We start from the raw sequence: 19,877 nt of genomic DNA on the forward strand, positions 1-19,877 counted from the left end.
AAACAAAAGCATGTTTTCGATGGGTCGACCGCCTCATCGGCTTATTAATGTTTCGTCATATCAACCACATCGGCCATCCGGCTTTGGGGGATAACTTTCAGGTTAACAAGCTTTCCATTTTCAACAGTCCCTTCTACCGTTGTGTTATATGGCGCGTTAAGTTTAAAATCAGCATCCCAACCTTTGGGCCATGCAGGTAAAAGTATTATTTTTTTACCATCAACCTGCATTAACATTAATTGCAGGCCATTTTCGCCGTTACCGCCGTTATCTTCATCGGGCATATAATCATTGGCTTTATCCCAAAAGGCTGGAAATTTAAGTTGAGGATCTTTGCGGGTAAGCGCAAAACTTACATAATCCTTAGCCACATCAGCATCGCCTATCATGGCAGCCTGTATGGGGTCCTGAACCCAGCACCCTTTTGAACGCTGCTTACGTGCATTAAAAGTATTTACAGCTACATCCAAACCGGGCTTGCCCAGACCATAAATACGAAACGGATAAATGGCATATAATTCGGGGTTTTCACTATTGAATGATTTTGCCGTTTGCGGGCCGGTGTAAGGCAAAAGCAAAGTTTTACCATTATCATTTACTGTGGGTAAGGCAGGCAGCTCCTCATAAAATTTTTGCCATTGTAAACGTGTTTTATCATCCACTATATCCGCAGGCAGTTTTATCATCCGGCCAAGTACGGCATGTAAACCTGCAATATCGGGTGCAGGGTTATGCACTTTCCAAAACATTTCTATAGCATTATCAGGATCAAGCAAGAGCTTCCCGGTGCTATCCCGGCCAAAATGCTGATCAAAAAACTGCAGCCCGGCTGTGGCAACGGGCAATAAGGTTTTTTTAGCAAAGGCGGCATCACCGGTATATTCATAATAATCAAGCATCATCATGCTTATTTCCAATATGGGCGTAAAGTAATGATTGGTATAATTGGCCTTCACATCGGGTCCCATGAAATTCAGTCCGCCCCAAAAAGGTGAGGTTTCTGCAAAATAGGCCCCGGCATGATGATAATATTGCTGAACTTGGGCGGCATTGGCGGGCAAAATATTGGCGTACATACCAAACAACGGCAGCATCATATCAAAATCACCGGCCATGAGCCTTGGCCAATACATAGCCCTGGTATTTTGAAACCAATATTGACCACCCCAGGCACGAAAATCGGCATTTTCATTTTTAGCAGGGTTATCCACCACAAAAATAGACCCGTTGAATTTTATGGGATAAGCCCCCCTACCGGCGCATGCAGTAACAAAGCGCTGCAAAACGTAACCTTGCGTAACCTGATTAGCCTGCTCATCTCCCCGTACAAATACCCAGCTGCGCTGCCAGAATTGCCGCCACCATTGCTGATGGGCCAGCCGTGTTTGTTCGAGTTTTAATTTCTCAATTTGGCTTATTTTAGTTTGAAGGCTTGATAACCATTGATCACCACTTTCGGCAACCGACGTTAATGGATAAATAGAGATCAATTGTGAGGCACCTGCCTTAGCCGACTGTAAGGTTGCATTATCCTTATTCACCAGGCCTTTACCTTTAATAATGGACCCAAAAGTAAGATTAGCCAAATGAGGATCAGCAGTTGCCGCGTTATGGTGATACCAGGCTATACGTCCCTTTTGATTTTTTAAAACGGTATCCGTTAAACCCGAGCGCCAGTTTTCGAGTTTTACACTTACTGTTCCGGGAGCTGCACTATGAGTTTCCACCCTAATCACGGGGTTATTGGCATCAACCCAAACCCTAAGGTTAACCGCGGATGCACCCTCCCCTTCCTGTATTAATATTTCGCCTGTTTTTAGTTGGAGTACCTGTTTAAAAACCGAACCATTAGCTAAAGGATTGGGATTTACCGATACCCTTATAGCCCCCAACTTCATCAGCACGCCGCCCTGTTTCATCCACTCGTCTTTTTGAGCAGCCAGCTCGCCGCCCCATGCATCGGTTTTGCTGATGTAGAAAACCAGGTCGCCATTTTTCTCTACCCAAAGGTTCAGGCCAATATCGCCGTTACCCAAAGGCATGGATTGCGCCGAACCGGGGCCGGGCGTATCCCAAAGAACATTATATTTATCAAGCAAGGTATCCTCCGGGGCTTTTGGGTTGGCAAAAACGGTGGAGGCAAGAATTAAACACAGGAAAACATTAATCAGTACAAAAGGCTTTCTATTCATTTTTATTTAGGTAGATAAGTATCCGAAGCATGAAACAATACGTCAGCAATTAACCACGAGCGTTTATACTGTAGTATTTAAACAGCAAAGGAATAAACAGAACTTTATAATGCAGCTTACCCGGTTAATTGATGGTACAAATAAACATCCGCAGCTTAATAAACCCTTAAAAATTGATTAACCGAATAACTCTTTAAATGAAATAAGTTTTTTTATAAAGCACCGTAACCTTAGAAGCTCTTTAAAAATAGAGAAAAAGATCGTCATTGCGATTCGTAAAATCTGGTGGCCTCTGAGGGAGAAAATGACGTAACAAAAATGGCTGTCATCCTGAGCCTGTCGAAGGATAGTGGGCAAAGGCCTCTCCGCGCGAGTCTTCGACAGGCTCAGACTGACAGGCCCACACGCCTCAAAATCCAATACGTCATGGGTAACGATAGTGAAGGATCTATTCTCCGCTATACTTCTTCGCCCTGTACAGTTTGCAAATAGATCCTTCGTTCCTGCCCATGACATATTAGTTATGCAGGTACCAATTCCATGTTCAGTTCAAAGGCGAGTTTCTCTAACCGCCTTTTTTTCTGTTCCTTAAGTATGGCTTCATAGACCTCCAAACCTTTTTCCACAAAGTCTGCTCCTTTGACTATTAAACGCCAGTATTGAACAGCCAATTTTCTGGCCGTGGCTTTAATAGCTATAGCGGGGCCTTTTCTTCCTCTTAATCTTCTGGCAAAGGCTCCCCAACCAATATATTTGCTGTTTAATAAGCCGTGGGCCATCTGCTTGAATATTTGTCCTACCGTGGGCTTGCCTTTGCTCTTGCTTTTATTTTTTTTTCCTGACCAATCCTGCCCCGGCGACAATCCAAGCCAACTGGTAAAGTGTTTTTCACTTGGCCACTTACTCAAGTCAGACCCTACTTCTGAATATAGTTGTAACCAGTTATAATCGGTAAACCCGGGCAGTTTGGTCGCATCCCTGCCGCCAAATATTTTTAACAAATGGTCACCAAGGCCATTTATATGGGGTTTATTGTGGCGGATGGCTTTCCTTTTGCCTCTGTTTGTCCCCGGGGGCAGCGCCTTATCCCTATTGATCTTTTGCAGTGTGCTATCGATCTGCCGGTCACAGTCAAATATCTGGCCTTGGTAAAACTGATAACCTTTATAAGCCTGATCCAATGCAAAAAGTCCTTGTGAAGTATAATGTCCCTCCAAGGCTTTCAACAATTCTTCACCTTTCTTTTCCCGGATACTTTTATGGCACAACGAAACCAGCTGATGCGGATCTCTTTCGCCCGCCAGTATAGCGGTGATTAATGCCATCCCACTTACTCCGTGAACCTGGCTTAATACTTCCGGCAAACGGATGTTCATCTCAATCAGTGCTTTTTGCATATGCTGAACATGCATGGCTGCACTTCGCAGGTGGTCTTCCCGCAGCCTTTGGTAACTGCGTAGTTCTTTGATCAAACCTTCTGAAACATAACAGCGGTTCAATAAACCATAACTGTGCAGCTGCTGGATCCACTGGCAATCTTTAACATCTGTTTTTCTACCCGGCAACTGACGAGTCTGACGGCCGTCTACCAGCCAGACATCCAATCCTGCATCCAAAAGAATATCATACAGCACATACCAGTAAACACCTGTCGCTTCCATTGCTATGGTGCTTACACTGTTTTCTAATAAATAATCTTTAAGGGCCACCAGGTCGCTGGTGAAGGTTTCAAACGAACGTACAGGCTTATTCTCAAGCCCTACGAAAACTTTACGCGAGCCGATATCTATACCGGCTGCATGAAAATGCATCTTTTCCATTAATGACTTATTTTATTAATAAGCCGTGCCCGAAGGAGTATAAAGAAAAAGACAGGCTACCCATCGGACAAATCAGTATGATCGTACCACACCTTCAGACTCTGATCTTCGGAACCATACTCAGCAACAGGCATTAAGCACTATAACTCGTTCGGCCATGCTGCACGGCTATACAAAAATATGTCATTTAACCTTTAGAGGCCGCAGGATTTTACAACTCAGACTGACAAACCTTTTTAACGTCATTTCCCCTTCCTAGGCCACCGGATTGTACCACTCGATGGTCGTTTCTTTTATTTTTAGACAGCCCTTATAGCTCCCTCACCCAAATATTCCGGTAGCTTATCGGCTCGCTTTTATCGCCATGGGCCTGTAATTTAATAGGCTCGGCGCCGTGTTTACGGTATTCGGGCTGACCGATGTATGGGGTATCTCCTTTTAACGCTGTATTGTTTTGAACCAGTACCCCGTTGTGCAACACCGTGGCCCGCGCCGCTGATTTTAGGGTACCATCCTCATTGAAGCGGGGTGCGGTCCATATCACATCATAATATTGCCATTCACCAGGTTTGCGGCAGGCGTTCACCAATGGTGGCGATTGTTTATATAAACTACCTACCTGGCCGTTAACATAAGTTGGGTTGTTATAGTTATCCAACACCTGCAATTCATATCCACCGGCTCCCCAGGGCAGGGCTGCCAGGAAAATACCACTGTTACCGCGTGCCTGGCTTTTACCTGTAATATTTGAGGGAATCCTGTACTCAATATGAAGCTGAAAATCCATGAATTTCCGTTTGGTTTGGATATCGCCTGCGGTTTTATCTACCGTTATTGCTTTATCGGCAACTTTCCATTTATGTGCAGATGTGGAATCATTAGTGGCTACCCATTCATCCAGGTTTTTACCATCAAATAAAATAATGGCATCAGATGGTGCTTCGCCCATGTTTTTGGCCGGGGTTACTATCGCCGGTACAGGAGTCCAGTATTCAGTATCTTCTGGTTTGGCGGCGGTTTGCTGCGCATGAGCTGTTAATGCCGAACCGGCCAATAAAGCCGCAAATATTACAAAGTGTTTCATTTTTCAGATTTGTTTTTAAACAAGAGTTACGAATCAAGAGTCAAGATATAAATTATCTAATTACCTGGTTATCTTGCACATAATATACAAATCCCCCATTTGCGGCCTTTTTCTTAATTCTTAACTCTTGATTCTTGACTCTTATTTCTTGACTCTTATTTCTTGATTCTTGACTCTTAATTCTTGATTCTTTTTATTTCACCAGTGATTTTATCCAAAGGGCAATTTTGCGGGCATCCTCTTTGGGTACCTGCGGCATCGGTGGCATTGGTGTTGAGTAATCGGGCCAATGTTCAGGCTTTGGATTGTGAATCAGCTGCACCAATTCGTTTACACTGTATTTTCTTTTTGCCACATCAATATAAGCCGGACCAACCTGGCGTTTATTGGCATTATGGCATGATAGGCACGTGTTTTTCAGTAACAGTGGTTTTACTTCATCATAAGTTGGCACTGCATTGGCAATCGCCAAAAGTTTTACACCAGTTCCTTTTTTTGCTCCGGGTTTAACCGTTGCCAGCGCCGCTGCTTTCATTTTTTTAGATGAGTTGATGGTGCTGACTTCCGTCATGGACAGTTTTTGCCCTTCGGGGATATTATTCAGGGTGTAATACGCTGTTGGGTGAATCAGGTTAAAATAATTCTCTTTATCACGGATCCCATCAAGGGTAATGGTATGGATATAATATTTGCGCAAATTATTGACGATCAATCTGGCCCTTAAACCATCATCTGATACTTTAACTCCAACTATTGGGCATTTTTCGGTATTTACCGGGGGACTGCCATACACGCCGTGGTACTTATAAATATAACTCTCTACCGAGTATGATGCAATATCTTCGGCAACCTTCTTATCTACCGGTTTGGTAAATTCAATTTCAAAACCATCGGGCATGGCACGGATGGCCCTCATTTCAAACGGGATTTTATTGTTCCATACTAAACGCTGCAAACCCATGGTAGCCTCGCCTGCAGAACCCCAGCCACGGTTGGTTTCGCCTGCTGCCAGCGAACCATCTGGCAACCAGGCCAGTCTTACAATACCCGATTGAAAACCACTCCTGAAAGCCCATGCTGCTCCCTGGTACTCGCCATTAACTTTTTCCAGGAAAATCCTGTCAACCATGCTTTGTCCCTGATCGCATACCAATAACTGGCCTGCAAACGGACCGAAAGCGCCTTCGGGAATCTTTACAATTTCGGAATTGGAAATTCCAAGGATGCCATGCGGCAGCCAAACAACGGGCAATTGCAATTCCGGGATTTCTTTTTTTGCCTCAAACTCGGTTTTAAACTTTTCGTTAACAATATTCTGTGGTTTAAACGGCTGCCCATCTTTATCAAATTCAATCCTCGGGTTGTTTTTGGCAAAGAATTGCTCGGGCGTAAGTTTCAATGGCGAGTTTGGCAAATTAGTCCATACCAAACTTGATGGATGGCCCATAAAAGCGCCTTTTTTAACCTGCATAATACTGCCCGATCCCACCCAATCGCCCTGGTTATCGGTATACCACAATTCCCCATCAATCATACTGATACCGCATGGCGAGCGCATCCCGGCAGCCCATGGAGTAACCGTTCCATCTTCTTTAATATTTAAGGTCCATCCCCTGTATGGTACAAAACTTTTAGGGTGCCACCAATCCGGCGGGAAACCAAGGTTCAGCGTAACAAAGAAAGATCCATCTGGCGCTATCTTAGGGCCAAAGCTGTATTCATGATAATTGCCCGATAAAGGCCAGGCATAAATGGTTTCAAAAACATCGGCCTTTCCATCCATATTGGTATCAACCAGTTTGGTAAGTTCGCCACGTTGTACTACGTACAAAGCCCCATCTTTCCAGGCTGCTCCCAAAACCTCATGCAGGCCAGATGCAAACTTGCGAAAGAACGGATGCTGACTGGTAGGGTTCTCTACCATAAAAATATCGCCCCGGCGGGTGGTCACCGCAAGCGTTCCGTTGGGTAAAGTACATAAACCGCCAACTTCCAAAATGGTACCCTCGGGAGCGGGCACTTTCATAATTTTAAAAAAATCATCTTCCTTCGGCGATTCTGCCTGGGCATATGTCTTTTGTGTATAGTTTAAAAGAGCGGCAATTATCAGTGTAGTAAATAATGTGGCCCTGTTTATCATTTGTTTTAGTGTGTAATTCATGATGAAGGCTACTTAAAAGATAATGGAATAGGTTAATTTTTTCTGGATCGGGATGATAAGCTCCTGCTTACCCCCCGCGTCGCGAATAATGGGTTTGACTCCTCCAGCGTCATCTATGCGGATATAGTAGGATTTGTTATCAACCGTATATAAGCCATTACCAAGGTCCTCAACGTTATCACCAGTAACAAGGTGTACAAATAAACCATCAATTGGGTTTTGCAAAGTTATTTCGCGGTGAATGCCTTGCCCTTTGTCCATAACGGTACTGGCATCATTCACTACTGAACCATAAATGATATACCTGAAAGCCGGCTGATCATTGGTATTTAAAATATACCCTTTAGGTTTATAACCTGTACCAGCGGTATCGGGCGCCCAGGCAGCCTGCGCGTTAGCCAGTTTTTCAATTGCAGGCACTGGTTTGCCCAAATACAGCACTGAGCCGGCCGGGCGCGATGAGCCATCGCCGCGTTCATGCCACATGGGGGTAGCATCTAAGAATCCGCCGCGCCATACTTCAACTATCATTCCTTTATCCAGGTCATAAGTATAATGTACTTGTTCTGCACTGCCCACGTTTACGCCATGTGTAACCCTGATACCGCCCGGCAGATCAGAGAAACTGCGCAAAATGGTATTTGAAGGAGCATTGATCAGGATTGGATCAATAGGATCATTTGAACTTACATTGGCATCGCTCAACAAATATTCGCGGATGCCGGGGCCGGCTACCGTAAGCCCTAAAGAAGGCTTAGCCCAGTCAGCAGTTTTTGAATAAAAAAGCTCGAAATTATGGTCGCCGGGTTGCAATTGAATTTTGCCCGTCCCTCTGTTATCAGCCTGGGGTACTGCATCGACGCCATTAATGTGTAAAGAACCTTTACCGCCGGGTACACTTAGTTTAAATTCATATTCACCGGCTTCGGTAACCTTTATGTTGCCCGTATAACGGATCAAAAAATCGTTGGTTAATTTACCCTGGTTTGATGACAAAATTGTTGAGCTGCCTTCCGCGTCGGGTTTCAGCTTTTTGTATTCAGCTTCGGTAAGTGAGCCGCCTTTATATACCTGGTATTTTAAGTTTGATAACACCGGATGCGATTTATCAAAACTTGTTATAATAATGTTTTTGAAAGCTACCGCGCCATGATCGCCCTGGATGCGTAAAGGGCCGGCAACATTTTCCTTATTATCTATAGCCCCGCGGGTTGGCCCTGCAAGCTCCACATTATCCTGTATTAAAACACCGTTCAGCCAAACATATATTATTTTTGCGTTTGATATTTTTTGCCCGCCTGCATCAAAGCGCGGTGCCTGGAACGAGATCTTCATATGTTGCCACAAACCGGGTGCCCTGCTGGCATTTTGCCTTGGCGCATGCCCGTCATACCCTTGCTGTCCATCGGGTTTGCTATCATCCCAGCGTTCATAGATACCGCCGTTATCGCCCGATTTTGGGTTAACTACGCCCCAGCTATCCAATAACTGAATTTCATACCGCCCCTGCAGATATATTCCTGAGTTTGAGCCTTTGGCCATCAGGTAATCAAGCTCAATATCCACATCACCATAATTAGCTTTGGTAAACAGGTCTTTTGCACCTTTTTTACCGGGCAGGTTAACCAGGATAACTGTACCATCCTTAAAGGTTAAAATCTCATCCTGCAAAAGATCGGCCTGCACATTGGTTGCCAGCTTCCAGTTTGATGATAGATCCTGAAAAAAAGACAAGTCATTAAGTGGTACTTTGTTCTGCGCCATGAGGTTTTGGAAACCCAGCGCACAAACAAGCAACGCCAAAAACTTTTTACCGCTAAAGTTTACAGGAGGATACTTCATAGAATACATTTGATTTAAATTATAATATGGTTTATGTAGTTTAAAGCGAAGAAGCTTTACAGTTGGCAATTTAGTAAAATTACGCAATCGATTACGAATATTATTTTAACAATAGTTAATCTAAAATTACCTGACAAGCAGGCATAAAAAAAGGCGTTCCCTTTTAGCAGGAACGCCTTATAATTGACTAAATATCAGGATAAACCAAGAATTAAAAAGGCTATAACTTAGGCAGGTTATTGCTTAAATCCCACATTTTTAAACTCTTGATCAATGTTTTCCCTTCAGCAAATACCGCAACGCCGGTAGCATCATTATCTGGGTAAATCATGGTGGAAATTACGCGTTCGCCGCCATTACCAAAAACTTCTAATGATGATCTGTCAAGCAATACCTGTATCCTTACTATGCCATTAACCGGCTTTAAAGGTGCGGTTTGAATCAAATTCCGGGAATCCTTATTCCCTGTTTCTGAACCGGTACAATCTACAAACAGTTCCTGCTTGGCGGCATCATAGCCTACTATTACTTTTTTTGATGTCCCCTTTTTTTCTGTTAAAACAAAGCCGGTTTTCTGGGAAGCGTTCACCTCAAATTCAGCGTCAATCCAGTTTGAATTACTGTTAAAACGTCCATCTGCAGAAAGTTCAACGTTGCCATCAACAGTCATGTTCTTTTTTGTAAGAACGCTCTTTGCATGCTTAGCAAGCGATTTGCTGATTACCTCAGATGGCGACTGGATCAGCCTTAAACCTTCGTCGGTAGTTTTTAACGACAGATCATGCGGGATAGACATCTGTCCCTTCCATGGAAATGTTTCTTTCCTGCCGTTCTGCATCCAACCTAAAAGAATCTTTTTATTTTCGGGCGCATCGCGCCAGGCTATGGCGGCATAAAAGGCATCTCCGTAGTCAACGGTCAATACCTTATTAGCTTCGTTGTTGTTTTTAAAGCTTGTGCCGTCAAAGTCGCCAGCATAGTATTGCATTAGCGGGCCGTGCTCACCTCCTGATGATACAAAAAGCACCCATTTTATATTGGATGCATTACCATCAACTACCAATGGCAGCAACGATGGGCATTCCCACCCGTTTTTTGTATAACCTGCAGGACCAAAATCACTCAGCTTTGTCCAATGTTTTAAATTTTTTGAACCGTAGATCCTTACCATATGCTCATCAACCATGGCCACCGTCATGATCCATTGTTTGGTTGGCTCATGCCAAAAAACATTGGGGTCGCGAAAATCCCTCATGTTAAGATCAATCACCGGGTTACCGGCATATTGAGTATAGGTTAAGCCACCATCATTACTGTAAGCAATAAATTGTGATTCCTTTTTTTGCTTAGGCTGATCGGCTGTAAAAATGGCCACAATGGGTGCCTTACCATTTTTGCCAAAACCACTTGTATTATTTTTATCCAGCACCGCCGAGCCTGAATAGATCCAGGTGGTAGTGTCCTTTGTCATTATTTCGGGTATTGCAACAGGCAGGTTATTCCAATGTACCAGATCGGTACTGGTGGCATGGCCCCAGCTCATGTGCCCCCACTTATTTTCGGATGGGTTATGCTGATAGTATAAGTTATAAGCTCCATTCAGGAATATTAAACCATTGGGGTCATTCGTCCAGTTTTTGGGCGGGGTAAAATGATATGCAGGCCGCCATTGCGGGGTTGGCACATCCTGGGCAAATGCCATACGGTTTACAGCAACAACAAAAAGGCAGGTTATTATAACGCTGTTAATAGATTTCATAGAGTAGATGGATTTTATTTATTCCAGATGGATTTTAGTGGTGTAATTTTAATGTTTTTTATATTCAATTTTTCATTTGCTGTTATTGCCAGATCGGTAAAATCTCCGTTAGGGAAATAAACAGCCGTCATGGTGGTTAATCCTCCATCTGCAAATACCTCAACCGATGCCTTATCAACCACTATAGTAATATCTGAATTTTTAGCACCCGTAAATCTTGGTGCTTTAGCTTGTCCTGCAAAATCCTTTTGAAAACTAACCTTCCCGGATTTTGTGCGATCAATAAAGTATTGATTTTTGGCTTCGTCATAACCTATCAGGAGTTCTTCGCTTTTTTTGTTTGATAGTTTAATGGTGTAGCCCTTTAACTGCGCCATACTCATTTTTAACACATACTGGCTTTTAAAGCCCGCTACCTTCGATGACAGATCAAGCGTTTTATTAACCGATAGGTTATTTAAAGCCAAACTCTTTGCATTTATAGTAGCCAGTTCGGGAACGGGTGTTGATGCAATTACGATACCTTGTTTGCTTTGCTTTAATTGCAGATCGCGCGGAATTGTCATGGCGTTGCGCCATTTTTCGGTTGGCACCTGGTTGGCATATTCCCAGTTACTCATCCAACCTAAAAATATTTTGCGGCTGCCTGTATTTCCCCAGGTTATACCGGCATACTCATCCGGACCATAATCCAGCCAGCGGGTTTGGGTATCCATCGGTGTAAACTTGCTGCCGTCATAGCTGCCAATAAAATATTGCGTGGCCGATCCTCCGTTTGGCCCTCCGGGATTAATGTTTACAATCAATACCCAGTAAGTTTTCCCATTCAATTTTAAAGGGAACAGGTCGGGGCATTCCCATACCCCGCCGTGCGCTCCCTCTCTTAAACCAAACTCACTCTCCTTCTTCCAGTTTTTCAGATCAGACGCCGAGTAAAAAGTGATATGATCTTTGGTAGCCAAAGTCATTACCCATTTTTTTTCTTTTGCGTACCACATTACTTTAGGATCACGAAAATCCTTAATACCCGGGTTTTTCAATACCGGGTTGCCCTTGTACTTCGTCCATGTGTTTCCTTCATCCAGGCTATAAGCAATACTCTGGTTCTGATAATTATCCTTACCCGCTTTCTCCCCTTTAGGGTCATGATGCGTAAAGATAGCTACCATGGGAATCTTTCCTTTTTTACCAAAACCCGAAGTGTTGTTGGAATCAACCACGGCGCTGCCAGAGAATATGTAACCCAAACTATCAGGATATAAAGCTATCGGCAACTCTTTCCAGTGGATGAGGTCCTTACTTACCGCATGCCCCCAGTGCATTGGACCCCAAACAATATCTTTGGGATAATACTGGAAAAACAGATGGTAAGTGTGGTTAAAATAAACCATACCATTGGGATCATTTACCCAATGCGCCTTTGGCGAAAAATGCAACTGCGGGCGATACTGCTCCGTGTAAGGTTTTGGCAAATCCTGAGCCTTACAAATACATGTTACTGTAAGAAAAGCAATCAGCATTAATACGCCACATTTTGTTTTCATAATTTAAGCTATTAACAGGTTATATTATTTGGCGGGGGTATTCAAGAAACTTAAAATAAATATTCCATAAATAACAGGCATCCCGGCTTAATTTATTAAGCCGGGTGCCCATTAATTTTATATAACAATTTTAATAACCAGGGTTTTGTTTATATAAACCGTTGGTAAATGTAATTTCTGATTGTGGAATTGGCAGGTACTCATCTCTCCCGGCGGTAAACTTAGCCGTTGCTAAAAATGGTCTTCTACCTTTTTCAATGTTAATATAGTCGTTTAAAGTTTTTTCTGCAATTCCCCATCTCACTAAATCAAAGAAACGTGCACCTTCGGTCGCAAATTCCAGGCGTCTTTCCCATTGTAATGCCTTACGGGCATAGTCCTGATTCCAGTTTGCTAAACTATAGGGCTTTACATTGTAGGTTGATGGGAAAGTACCATCTAACTTTTTAAGCCGCCCTGTACTTGCCGCGGCACGGTTGCGTATCTGGTTAATGAGTGGTAAAGCGCTTGCCTGTTGCCCCAATTCAATATATGCTTCGGCCTGCATCAATAAGATATCATCATACCTGATTATATCATAATTTTTTGCCGACCCCATAAACGGACCAAGCTTAAAATATGATGAGCTGGTAGCCAGTTGCTGGTTACGCATGGTATGAAAATTTCCATAAACACCCGGATCGCGCACCCAGCTATTGCTGAACGGTTTTGTATTATCATATTTATACGGATGCCCGTCTATACCTACTGTATGATCTAATCGCGGGTCAACAGTAACTTTTGTTAAATCGGCTATACTATTGTTGAAGTTATCAAAATTAGGTAAACCATTTACATCCGTTGTATGCGCATTTACTAAATTTTGACTTGCGGCATGAAATCCGCAACATCCGTACTGAGGTGCTCCATGCGGATAGTTTAACCCATCTTCGAAATTTAAACGCCCTGAAGTAGTACCATCATTAATGGTGAATTGTATCGCGAATACTGATTCTGGTCCGTTTTCTGTTTCGGGTAAAAAATCATCAGCAATATCATTACTTAATGAATATTTACCCGAGCCAATAACTGCCTGTGTAAGGGTAACTACTTCCTGCAACCTTGTTTTATTGATATTGGTTACATGATGTTTATCATCCTGCTCATAGGCCTGGTATAATTTCAATTTGGCCAAATAAGCCTGGGCATTTAATTTATTGGCTCTTGCTTTTTCGGGCTGTGAGGCTGGTAAATTGTCAACCGCATATTGAAAATCAGCAGCGATTTTGTTCCAGGAATCATCATTTGATAAAGTATTTGAAACTTTCAGGATATCGGCAGATGTTGCATTTTCATCAAAAATGGGGATGTTTTTATATAACAGCTTCATCGTAAAATAACTATGTGCTCTTAAAAATCTCAATTCGGCCAAACGTGTTTTTTTGTTAGGAAATTCGGCATCCGAAAGCGAATTAACCGCCCTGAGCGCCGCATTTGCTCTTGAGATAGATTTAAACAAGTTTTTCCAGGTACGCGAAACAAACGAATCCATTGATGGGGTTACCAGGTTATAATGCTCCAAAGCATCCACTTCGCCAACATCCCCTGTACCGCCGCCGCCTTTATAGGCATCATCTGAGCGAACGCTGCCGTAGGCCCAATCGCTATATATCGGCCCAATCATATCGCCGTTCCCGATAGCAGCATAAGCCGCGGTTACCAAACCTTCAACAGCGGCTGGTGTTTTTAAATCTGATGCAGACAATACTCCTTTTGGTGTATAGTCTAACGCTTTTTTACAGGAGCTGAAGATGATCAGGCCTGATAAAATAGCTGTAAATAATATTTTTGCTTTCATACTGAATAGTTTTTATCGTTAAAATGATGCGTTGATACCAAAACTGAAAACTTTAGGAATTGGAACCGGGTCCAGGTCAATCCTTTCAGGATCGGGGCTTAAATAGTTTTTACTTTTCATCGTAAATATGTTTTCGGCCATCGCGAACACCCTTAGCCTGGTAAATACCGCTTTAGGCACAATAGTGTATCCAATTTGAATGTTGCGTATTTTGAAGTAAGAGGTATTCACAATAAAATAGTCGGAAGTACGGCCTTCATTATTGTTATCTTTTAATGTTAATGCCGGTACCTTTGTGTTGGTATGCTGCGGTGTCCAGCCTTGAAATACTCCCGGACCAACGTTTTCACGGCTATGCATCAGGTTGTTATACAAGGTGTATACATCAAATCCTTTTCGGCCTGCCACACCCGATCCAAATAAAGACAGATCGAATTTTTTATAGGTTAAGTCAATTCTTGCACCGTACTCTAAAGCGGGCAATGTAGTCCCTATCCAGGTTTGATCATTGGCATCAATTTTCCCGTCATTATTAGTATCAACATAACGGATTCTGCCCGGACCAGCGCCAATTTGCGTTGGTGCAGCGTTTACTTCGGCCTGGGATTGGAAAAGGCCATTGGTTTTGTAGCCAAAAATATCAAACTGAGAATGACCCAATATGGTATTTTGTAAATTTCCGGGGTAGGCTGGCCTCACATCCTCTGGCAGGCTGGTGATCCTGTCTCTGAAGTGCGAAAAGTTTAAAGTTACATTGTAATTAAAATCTCCCCTTTGCTGCCCGTGATAGGTTACTAAAAATTCCCAGCCTCTATTGCTCTTTGATGCACCGTTAACTGTTTTTGATTGTCCTTCGCCCAATGCAGATGCAACAGGAGGTGTAATCAAAATGCCGGTGGTTTTCCTGGTAAAATAATCAAATGAGCCCGAAATCCGGTCATTTAATATGGCGAAATCCAACCCTGCATTTATTTCATCGGTAGTTTCCCATTTAAGGCCGGGGTTTGGTGCCTGTGTTTGCACAAAACCAGAAGGTAAGGAACCTGTGTTGGCACCCGACAAAGAATACGCGGTTCCAACATTCATATATTGTTCCCAAAATCCTGGGGTTAGCTGGTTCTGAGTCGTACCATACCTTGTACCATAAAGTGCAAAACGCGAGATGTCGCCAATTTCCTGATTACCTACCCTACCTACACCGGCTCTTAATTTCAATTCAGAAAAAATGGCGTTATTCCTCATAAAACCTTCCTGGTCAATTTTCCATCCGAAAGATGCTGCCGGGAAAATACCATACTGATTATCTGAACCAAACCTTGACGAACCATCGCGGCGCACAGTAACTGATGCTAAATATTTACCACCGTAACTGTAATCCAAACGTGCAAACTGCGAGAACAGGCTATTACCGGTTGATCTGCCGGAAACAATAGTATTGCCGGTACCTGCATCTAAGGTAAAATAGTCTTCGGTTTGTATGGCGTAACCTTGCTTAAGTGTGGTCTGGAAATCTGTAAAGGTTTTAATATATTCTGTACCAGCTAAAAATTTGAAGTGGTTATTCGTTGATAAATCGTAGTTATACCTTAAAGTGTTTGAAAAAGTAGTACTCAGGTAATGATTTTGATCAAAGAATAAACTATTGGTTGTACGGCTTAAGGCACCTTCAGAAAAAGTTGGCGTTATTACTTTACTAAGATAGGTTGCGTTATCAGCACCATAATTTGATTTGAAAAACAGGTTTTTAATCGGTTGAATTTCTAAAAACACATTGCCAAATGTGTTTAAACGATTGGCATTATTCCATTTTGCCAGATCCTGCATATGCAAAGGATTATTCCTGTCAGAATAACCTGCGCCTGATTCACCTGCATAGGTAGTACCATCTTTTTGATAAACGGGGATAGTTGGAGCCAATGTAACCGCTAAAAATGTAGTACTTGCGCCGCCTAAATCCCTGGTGGTAAGAGTTTCATTTGAGTTGGTTATTTTTAAATTAACGCCAAAGGCCACTTTGCTGTTAAAAGCGTGTGTTATAGCATTAATACTACCGGTAGTACGCCCGTATTTGGTAAACCTAACAAGGCCGGTATTTTTAATATTTGCAAAATCAATTTGAACAGAGGAGTTTTTATTCCCTACTGAGGCTGTAAAATCATTATTATAAACAGCCGCGGTTTTATACAAAACGCTTTGCCAATCGGTATTGCCAGCGAGGGTATTTGGGTCGCCGCCTACAAATTGTTTAGGTACCACACTATTTAAAACAGGATTATTAAAATCATTATTCCAGTTAAAGGTGTATATGTCGCCATAACCCGCAGCCGGGTCCTGGCCATCATTTACAGAAGCCTGCCACAATGCCCTGCCTCTGTCTGTTGAACTTAACATCTTAAACCTTAAAGATTTTTCGGACTGAATTGAGGTACTGTTATTAAACTGGAACTGAACTTTGCCTTCCGTATTGCCGCCGTTTTTTGTGGTAACGATGATAACACCATTTGACGCGCGTGAGCCATAAATTGACTCGGCCGAAGCATCCTTCAGTACTTGTACAGAAGCTATATTTGTTGGTGACAGATTTTGAAATACTTCGGGCCTGGTAGTAGGGATACCATCAATAATATACAAAGGGTTATTATTACCTAAAGTATTGGCTCCCCTGATTAAAATTCTGCTGGTTGAGCCGTTGGCCGATCCATCTTTTTCGATATACAAACCCGCAACCCGGCCTTGTAATGCCTGCATGGTGTTCCCTGAACTGTTGTTTTTTACCGGTGCTAAATCAACAACAGCAACCGCGCCCGTTAAGTCCTTCTTTCTTTCGGAGGTATAACCGGTTACAACCACTTCGTTAAGTGTGTTTTCTGCATCTTTAAATACTACATTAAGCACTTTAGTATCAGCGGTGATAGTCATCAGCATCGGCTTTGTGCCCACGTATGAAAACCGTAAAGATTGCCCGGTTGCTACGGAGATACTGAACTTTCCGCTGGCATCTGATAATGTTGATTTTTGGGTTTCAACAACCACTATGGTAACCCCATCCATTGGTTTAGATGCGTTATCCAATACAGTCCCGGTTATGATCCGGGATTGTGCATATCCCTTGCTTATTAGCAATATAAGAAAGGAACAGATAAGTAATAATTTTCTCATTGATTTTGATTTAAGTATATGTTGGTTTCCTCTGGTTTATTTAAAACATTTTGTTTTTAAAGTCTTCGTATTCCTTGATTTTATAATCCGGACAACCTCCTTTCTTTGTTGCAATAAAGCCGCCCATCGCTATTGCATTTTTCAATAAATTTTCTGGTGATAGGCCACGGTAGTGGCTGGCAATAAATGCCGCTAAAAAGGAATCGCCGCTGCCAATAGTATCTATTACTTTTACCTCGCGGCCCGCCACATGGTAAGCTTTATCGCCTTTGTAATATGATGCGCCAAACTCGCCCTTGGTAACTACGATCTCGGGGATGTTAAAATGATCCCGGATAAATTTGATTTGTTCCGATTCTTTCCAGAATGATCCGCGGAATAATCCCTGCACCATTTCCAGTTCGGCCTGGTTAAACTTTACAATGTCGGCCTTATGAAGCAGCTCATCCAACAAATCGCGACTGATAAACGGCGGCCTCAGGTTAATATCAAACACCTTGATCGCATCGCTTTCCAACAGCTCAAACAAGGTATTGCGTGATACACTGTTGCGTGAAGCCAGGCTGCCATACACCAAATAAGTTGATGGCTTTAGCTGTTTGATGATGTGCTCACTATCGTTAATAAAATCCCAGGCTACCGGGAAAACGATCTCGTACGATACTTCGTTGCCATTATTCATGCTGGCAATCACCTGGCTGGTTGGGTGTTCGGTATCCGTTTGCAGCAAATGTTTAGGTATTCCCCAGCCGTCAAGCAGGCTTTCCAGCTTTTGGCCGTTAACATCGTTACCTATTTTACTTACCAGGCTGGCTGGCACACCCAATTTATTCAGGTGGTACGATACGTTTAGCAAAGCGCCTCCAGGTTGCGGACCATCTGGCAGCACATCCCAAAGAATCTCGCCATAGCAAATGGCCGGGGTTAATGTTTCTGTTTGCGGGTTCATCATCATTCAATTATTAATGCATTACCATATTGGTTTCAATCTGCTCCAATGAGCGTCCTTTAGTTTCGGGCATAAACCTCCACACGAAAATGAGCTGACAGATCATCATGGTACCGAAAAATGAAAAGGTGATTGCTCCACCCAGCGACTCGGCCAAGTAAGGGAAGCAAAACGCAATTATCGCGGCCATAACCCAATGGGTTGAACTGCCGAGTGTTTGCCCCTTTGCACGCACCTGGTTGGGGAAGATCTCGGATATAAACACCCAGATAACCGCTCCCTGCGAAAAGGCGAAGAAAGCGATGAACATCATCATATAAACAGGTATGGCAAAGCCGTTAAAATGGCCCGAGTAAAAGGTGAATGCCACTAGGAATAACGATGCTATAAGCCCGAAAGAGCCTACAAGCATCAACGTACGGCGCCCTACCTTATCAATAATATTAATACCCAACAAGGTGAATATGAAATTGATAAGCCCGATGCCTACTGTTGAAAGTAATGAGGAGTGCGCACCCAGCCCGGCCATTTCAAATATGCGCGGTGCATAATATATAATGGCATTGATGCCCGATACCTGGTTAAAAAAAGCAAACAGCACAGCCAGTATAACCGGCGTTTTGTACTGGCCCGAGAAGAGGCTGGTACTTGAGGCACCGGCATGCAGACTGGAATCTTGAATAGATTTAAGTTCCTGATCGCAGTTGAGTGGGTTTATGATCCTTAGTATCTCAAGCGCCCGGCCAATCTCCCCTTTTTTAAGAATAAGCCAGCGCGGGCTTTCGGGTATAAAATAGATGAGTGCCAGGAAAAGCAACGATGGGAATGCCTGTACACCCAGCATCCAGCGCCAGGAGGTTTCGCCGCCCTGGCTAATGAGGTAGTTAGATAGGTATGATACAAGGATACCTAACACCACATTAAACTGAAACAAGCCAACTAACCTTCCGCGCCTATCGGCAGGCGATACTTCTGAGATATAAATGGGGGCGGTAACTGAGGAGATCCCCACACCAAGGCCGCCCAATATCCTGAAAACTAAAAATATGTACCAGTTATCGGCTAGCGCAGTACCTATTGATGATAATAAATAGGCTGCGGCCACAAAGTATAAGGTATTCTTCCGCCCAAAAATATCTGATGGCCTGGCACCTAAAAGGGAACCGATTACTGTACCTATAAGCGCGATAGAGATAGTAAGCCCATGCTCCATAACAGAAAGGTGCCAGAATTGCTGAATAGATTTTTCGGCCCCTGATATCACTGCGGTATCAAACCCGAAAAGGAAGCCACCAAGGGCTACGACCATGGACCAGGCCAGGACGGAATGTTTTCTCATAATAATTATAAAAGGTGTTAATTGGATTTACGATTGCAAAGTAGGCCCATTTGCAAGGCAGCAGTTATTGATTTTATACCAAAACAGTATAAAAATCAACATCTACATAAGTAACTGATTTACAGGAAAATAAAATTAAAGTTCAATACTACTTCAACAAGATGTTTGTTTTTGTTACGTGCTTATTTTAG

At 43.0% G+C, this 19,877-nt stretch carries 11 protein-coding genes; all 11 read right to left on the bottom strand.

Annotated elements, in window-relative coordinates; all coding sequences use genetic code 11:
* Window positions 1-44: 44 nt before the first annotated feature.
* The 11 genes from AC1D0K_RS09050 to AC1D0K_RS09100 all read right to left on the bottom strand — a co-directional run bounded on the left by AC1D0K_RS09050 (window position 45) and on the right by AC1D0K_RS09100 (window position 19,686).
* Window positions 45-2,192, bottom strand: a complete 2,148-nt coding sequence (locus tag AC1D0K_RS09050) for a DUF5703 domain-containing protein (RefSeq protein ID WP_477391024.1) — start codon at window positions 2,190-2,192, stop codon at window positions 45-47.
* 521 nt (window positions 2,193-2,713) lie between these two features.
* Window positions 2,714-4,012, bottom strand: coding sequence for an IS110 family RNA-guided transposase (locus tag AC1D0K_RS09055; RefSeq protein WP_477391022.1), 1,299 nt, complete (start codon window positions 4,010-4,012; stop codon window positions 2,714-2,716).
* A gap of 310 nt (window positions 4,013-4,322) precedes the next feature.
* The gene (locus AC1D0K_RS09060) at window positions 4,323-5,096 is read right to left on the bottom strand and encodes a 3-keto-disaccharide hydrolase (RefSeq protein WP_477391020.1); all 774 of its coding nucleotides are present in this window, start codon (window positions 5,094-5,096) and stop codon (window positions 4,323-4,325) included.
* 193 nt (window positions 5,097-5,289) lie between these two features.
* The gene (locus AC1D0K_RS09065) at window positions 5,290-7,257 is read right to left on the bottom strand and encodes a c-type cytochrome (protein ID WP_477391018.1); all 1,968 of its coding nucleotides are present in this window, start codon (window positions 7,255-7,257) and stop codon (window positions 5,290-5,292) included.
* Between the two features lie 12 nt (window positions 7,258-7,269).
* The gene (locus tag AC1D0K_RS09070; RefSeq protein ID WP_477391016.1) at window positions 7,270-9,099 is read right to left on the bottom strand and encodes a 3-keto-alpha-glucoside-1,2-lyase-like domain-containing protein; all 1,830 of its coding nucleotides are present in this window, start codon (window positions 9,097-9,099) and stop codon (window positions 7,270-7,272) included.
* Window positions 9,100-9,319: 220 nt separating this feature from the next.
* Window positions 9,320-10,858: a glycoside hydrolase family 32 protein gene (locus tag AC1D0K_RS09075; RefSeq protein ID WP_477391014.1), complete on the bottom strand. Its 1,539-nt coding sequence runs from the start codon at window positions 10,856-10,858 to the stop codon at window positions 9,320-9,322.
* A 14-nt stretch (window positions 10,859-10,872) separates the two neighbouring features.
* A complete protein-coding gene (locus AC1D0K_RS09080; RefSeq protein ID WP_477391012.1) occupies window positions 10,873-12,402 on the bottom strand; it encodes a glycoside hydrolase family 32 protein in 1,530 nt (509 codons plus the stop codon).
* Between the two features lie 130 nt (window positions 12,403-12,532).
* On the bottom strand, window positions 12,533-14,239 hold the full coding sequence (locus AC1D0K_RS09085; RefSeq protein ID WP_295717155.1) for a RagB/SusD family nutrient uptake outer membrane protein: 1,707 nt from the start codon (window positions 14,237-14,239) through the stop codon (window positions 12,533-12,535).
* Window positions 14,240-14,257: 18 nt separating this feature from the next.
* Window positions 14,258-17,398, bottom strand: coding sequence for a SusC/RagA family TonB-linked outer membrane protein (locus AC1D0K_RS09090; protein WP_477391008.1), 3,141 nt, complete (start codon window positions 17,396-17,398; stop codon window positions 14,258-14,260).
* A gap of 40 nt (window positions 17,399-17,438) precedes the next feature.
* Window positions 17,439-18,353: a carbohydrate kinase family protein gene (locus AC1D0K_RS09095; RefSeq protein ID WP_477391006.1), complete on the bottom strand. Its 915-nt coding sequence runs from the start codon at window positions 18,351-18,353 to the stop codon at window positions 17,439-17,441.
* A gap of 7 nt (window positions 18,354-18,360) precedes the next feature.
* Window positions 18,361-19,686 (bottom strand): sugar porter family MFS transporter, encoded by a 1,326-nt coding sequence (locus tag AC1D0K_RS09100; protein ID WP_477391004.1) that lies wholly within the window; start codon window positions 19,684-19,686, stop codon window positions 18,361-18,363.
* Window positions 19,687-19,877 lie beyond the last annotated feature (191 nt).

Source organism: Mucilaginibacter sp. P1_A3 (assembly GCF_056406855.1).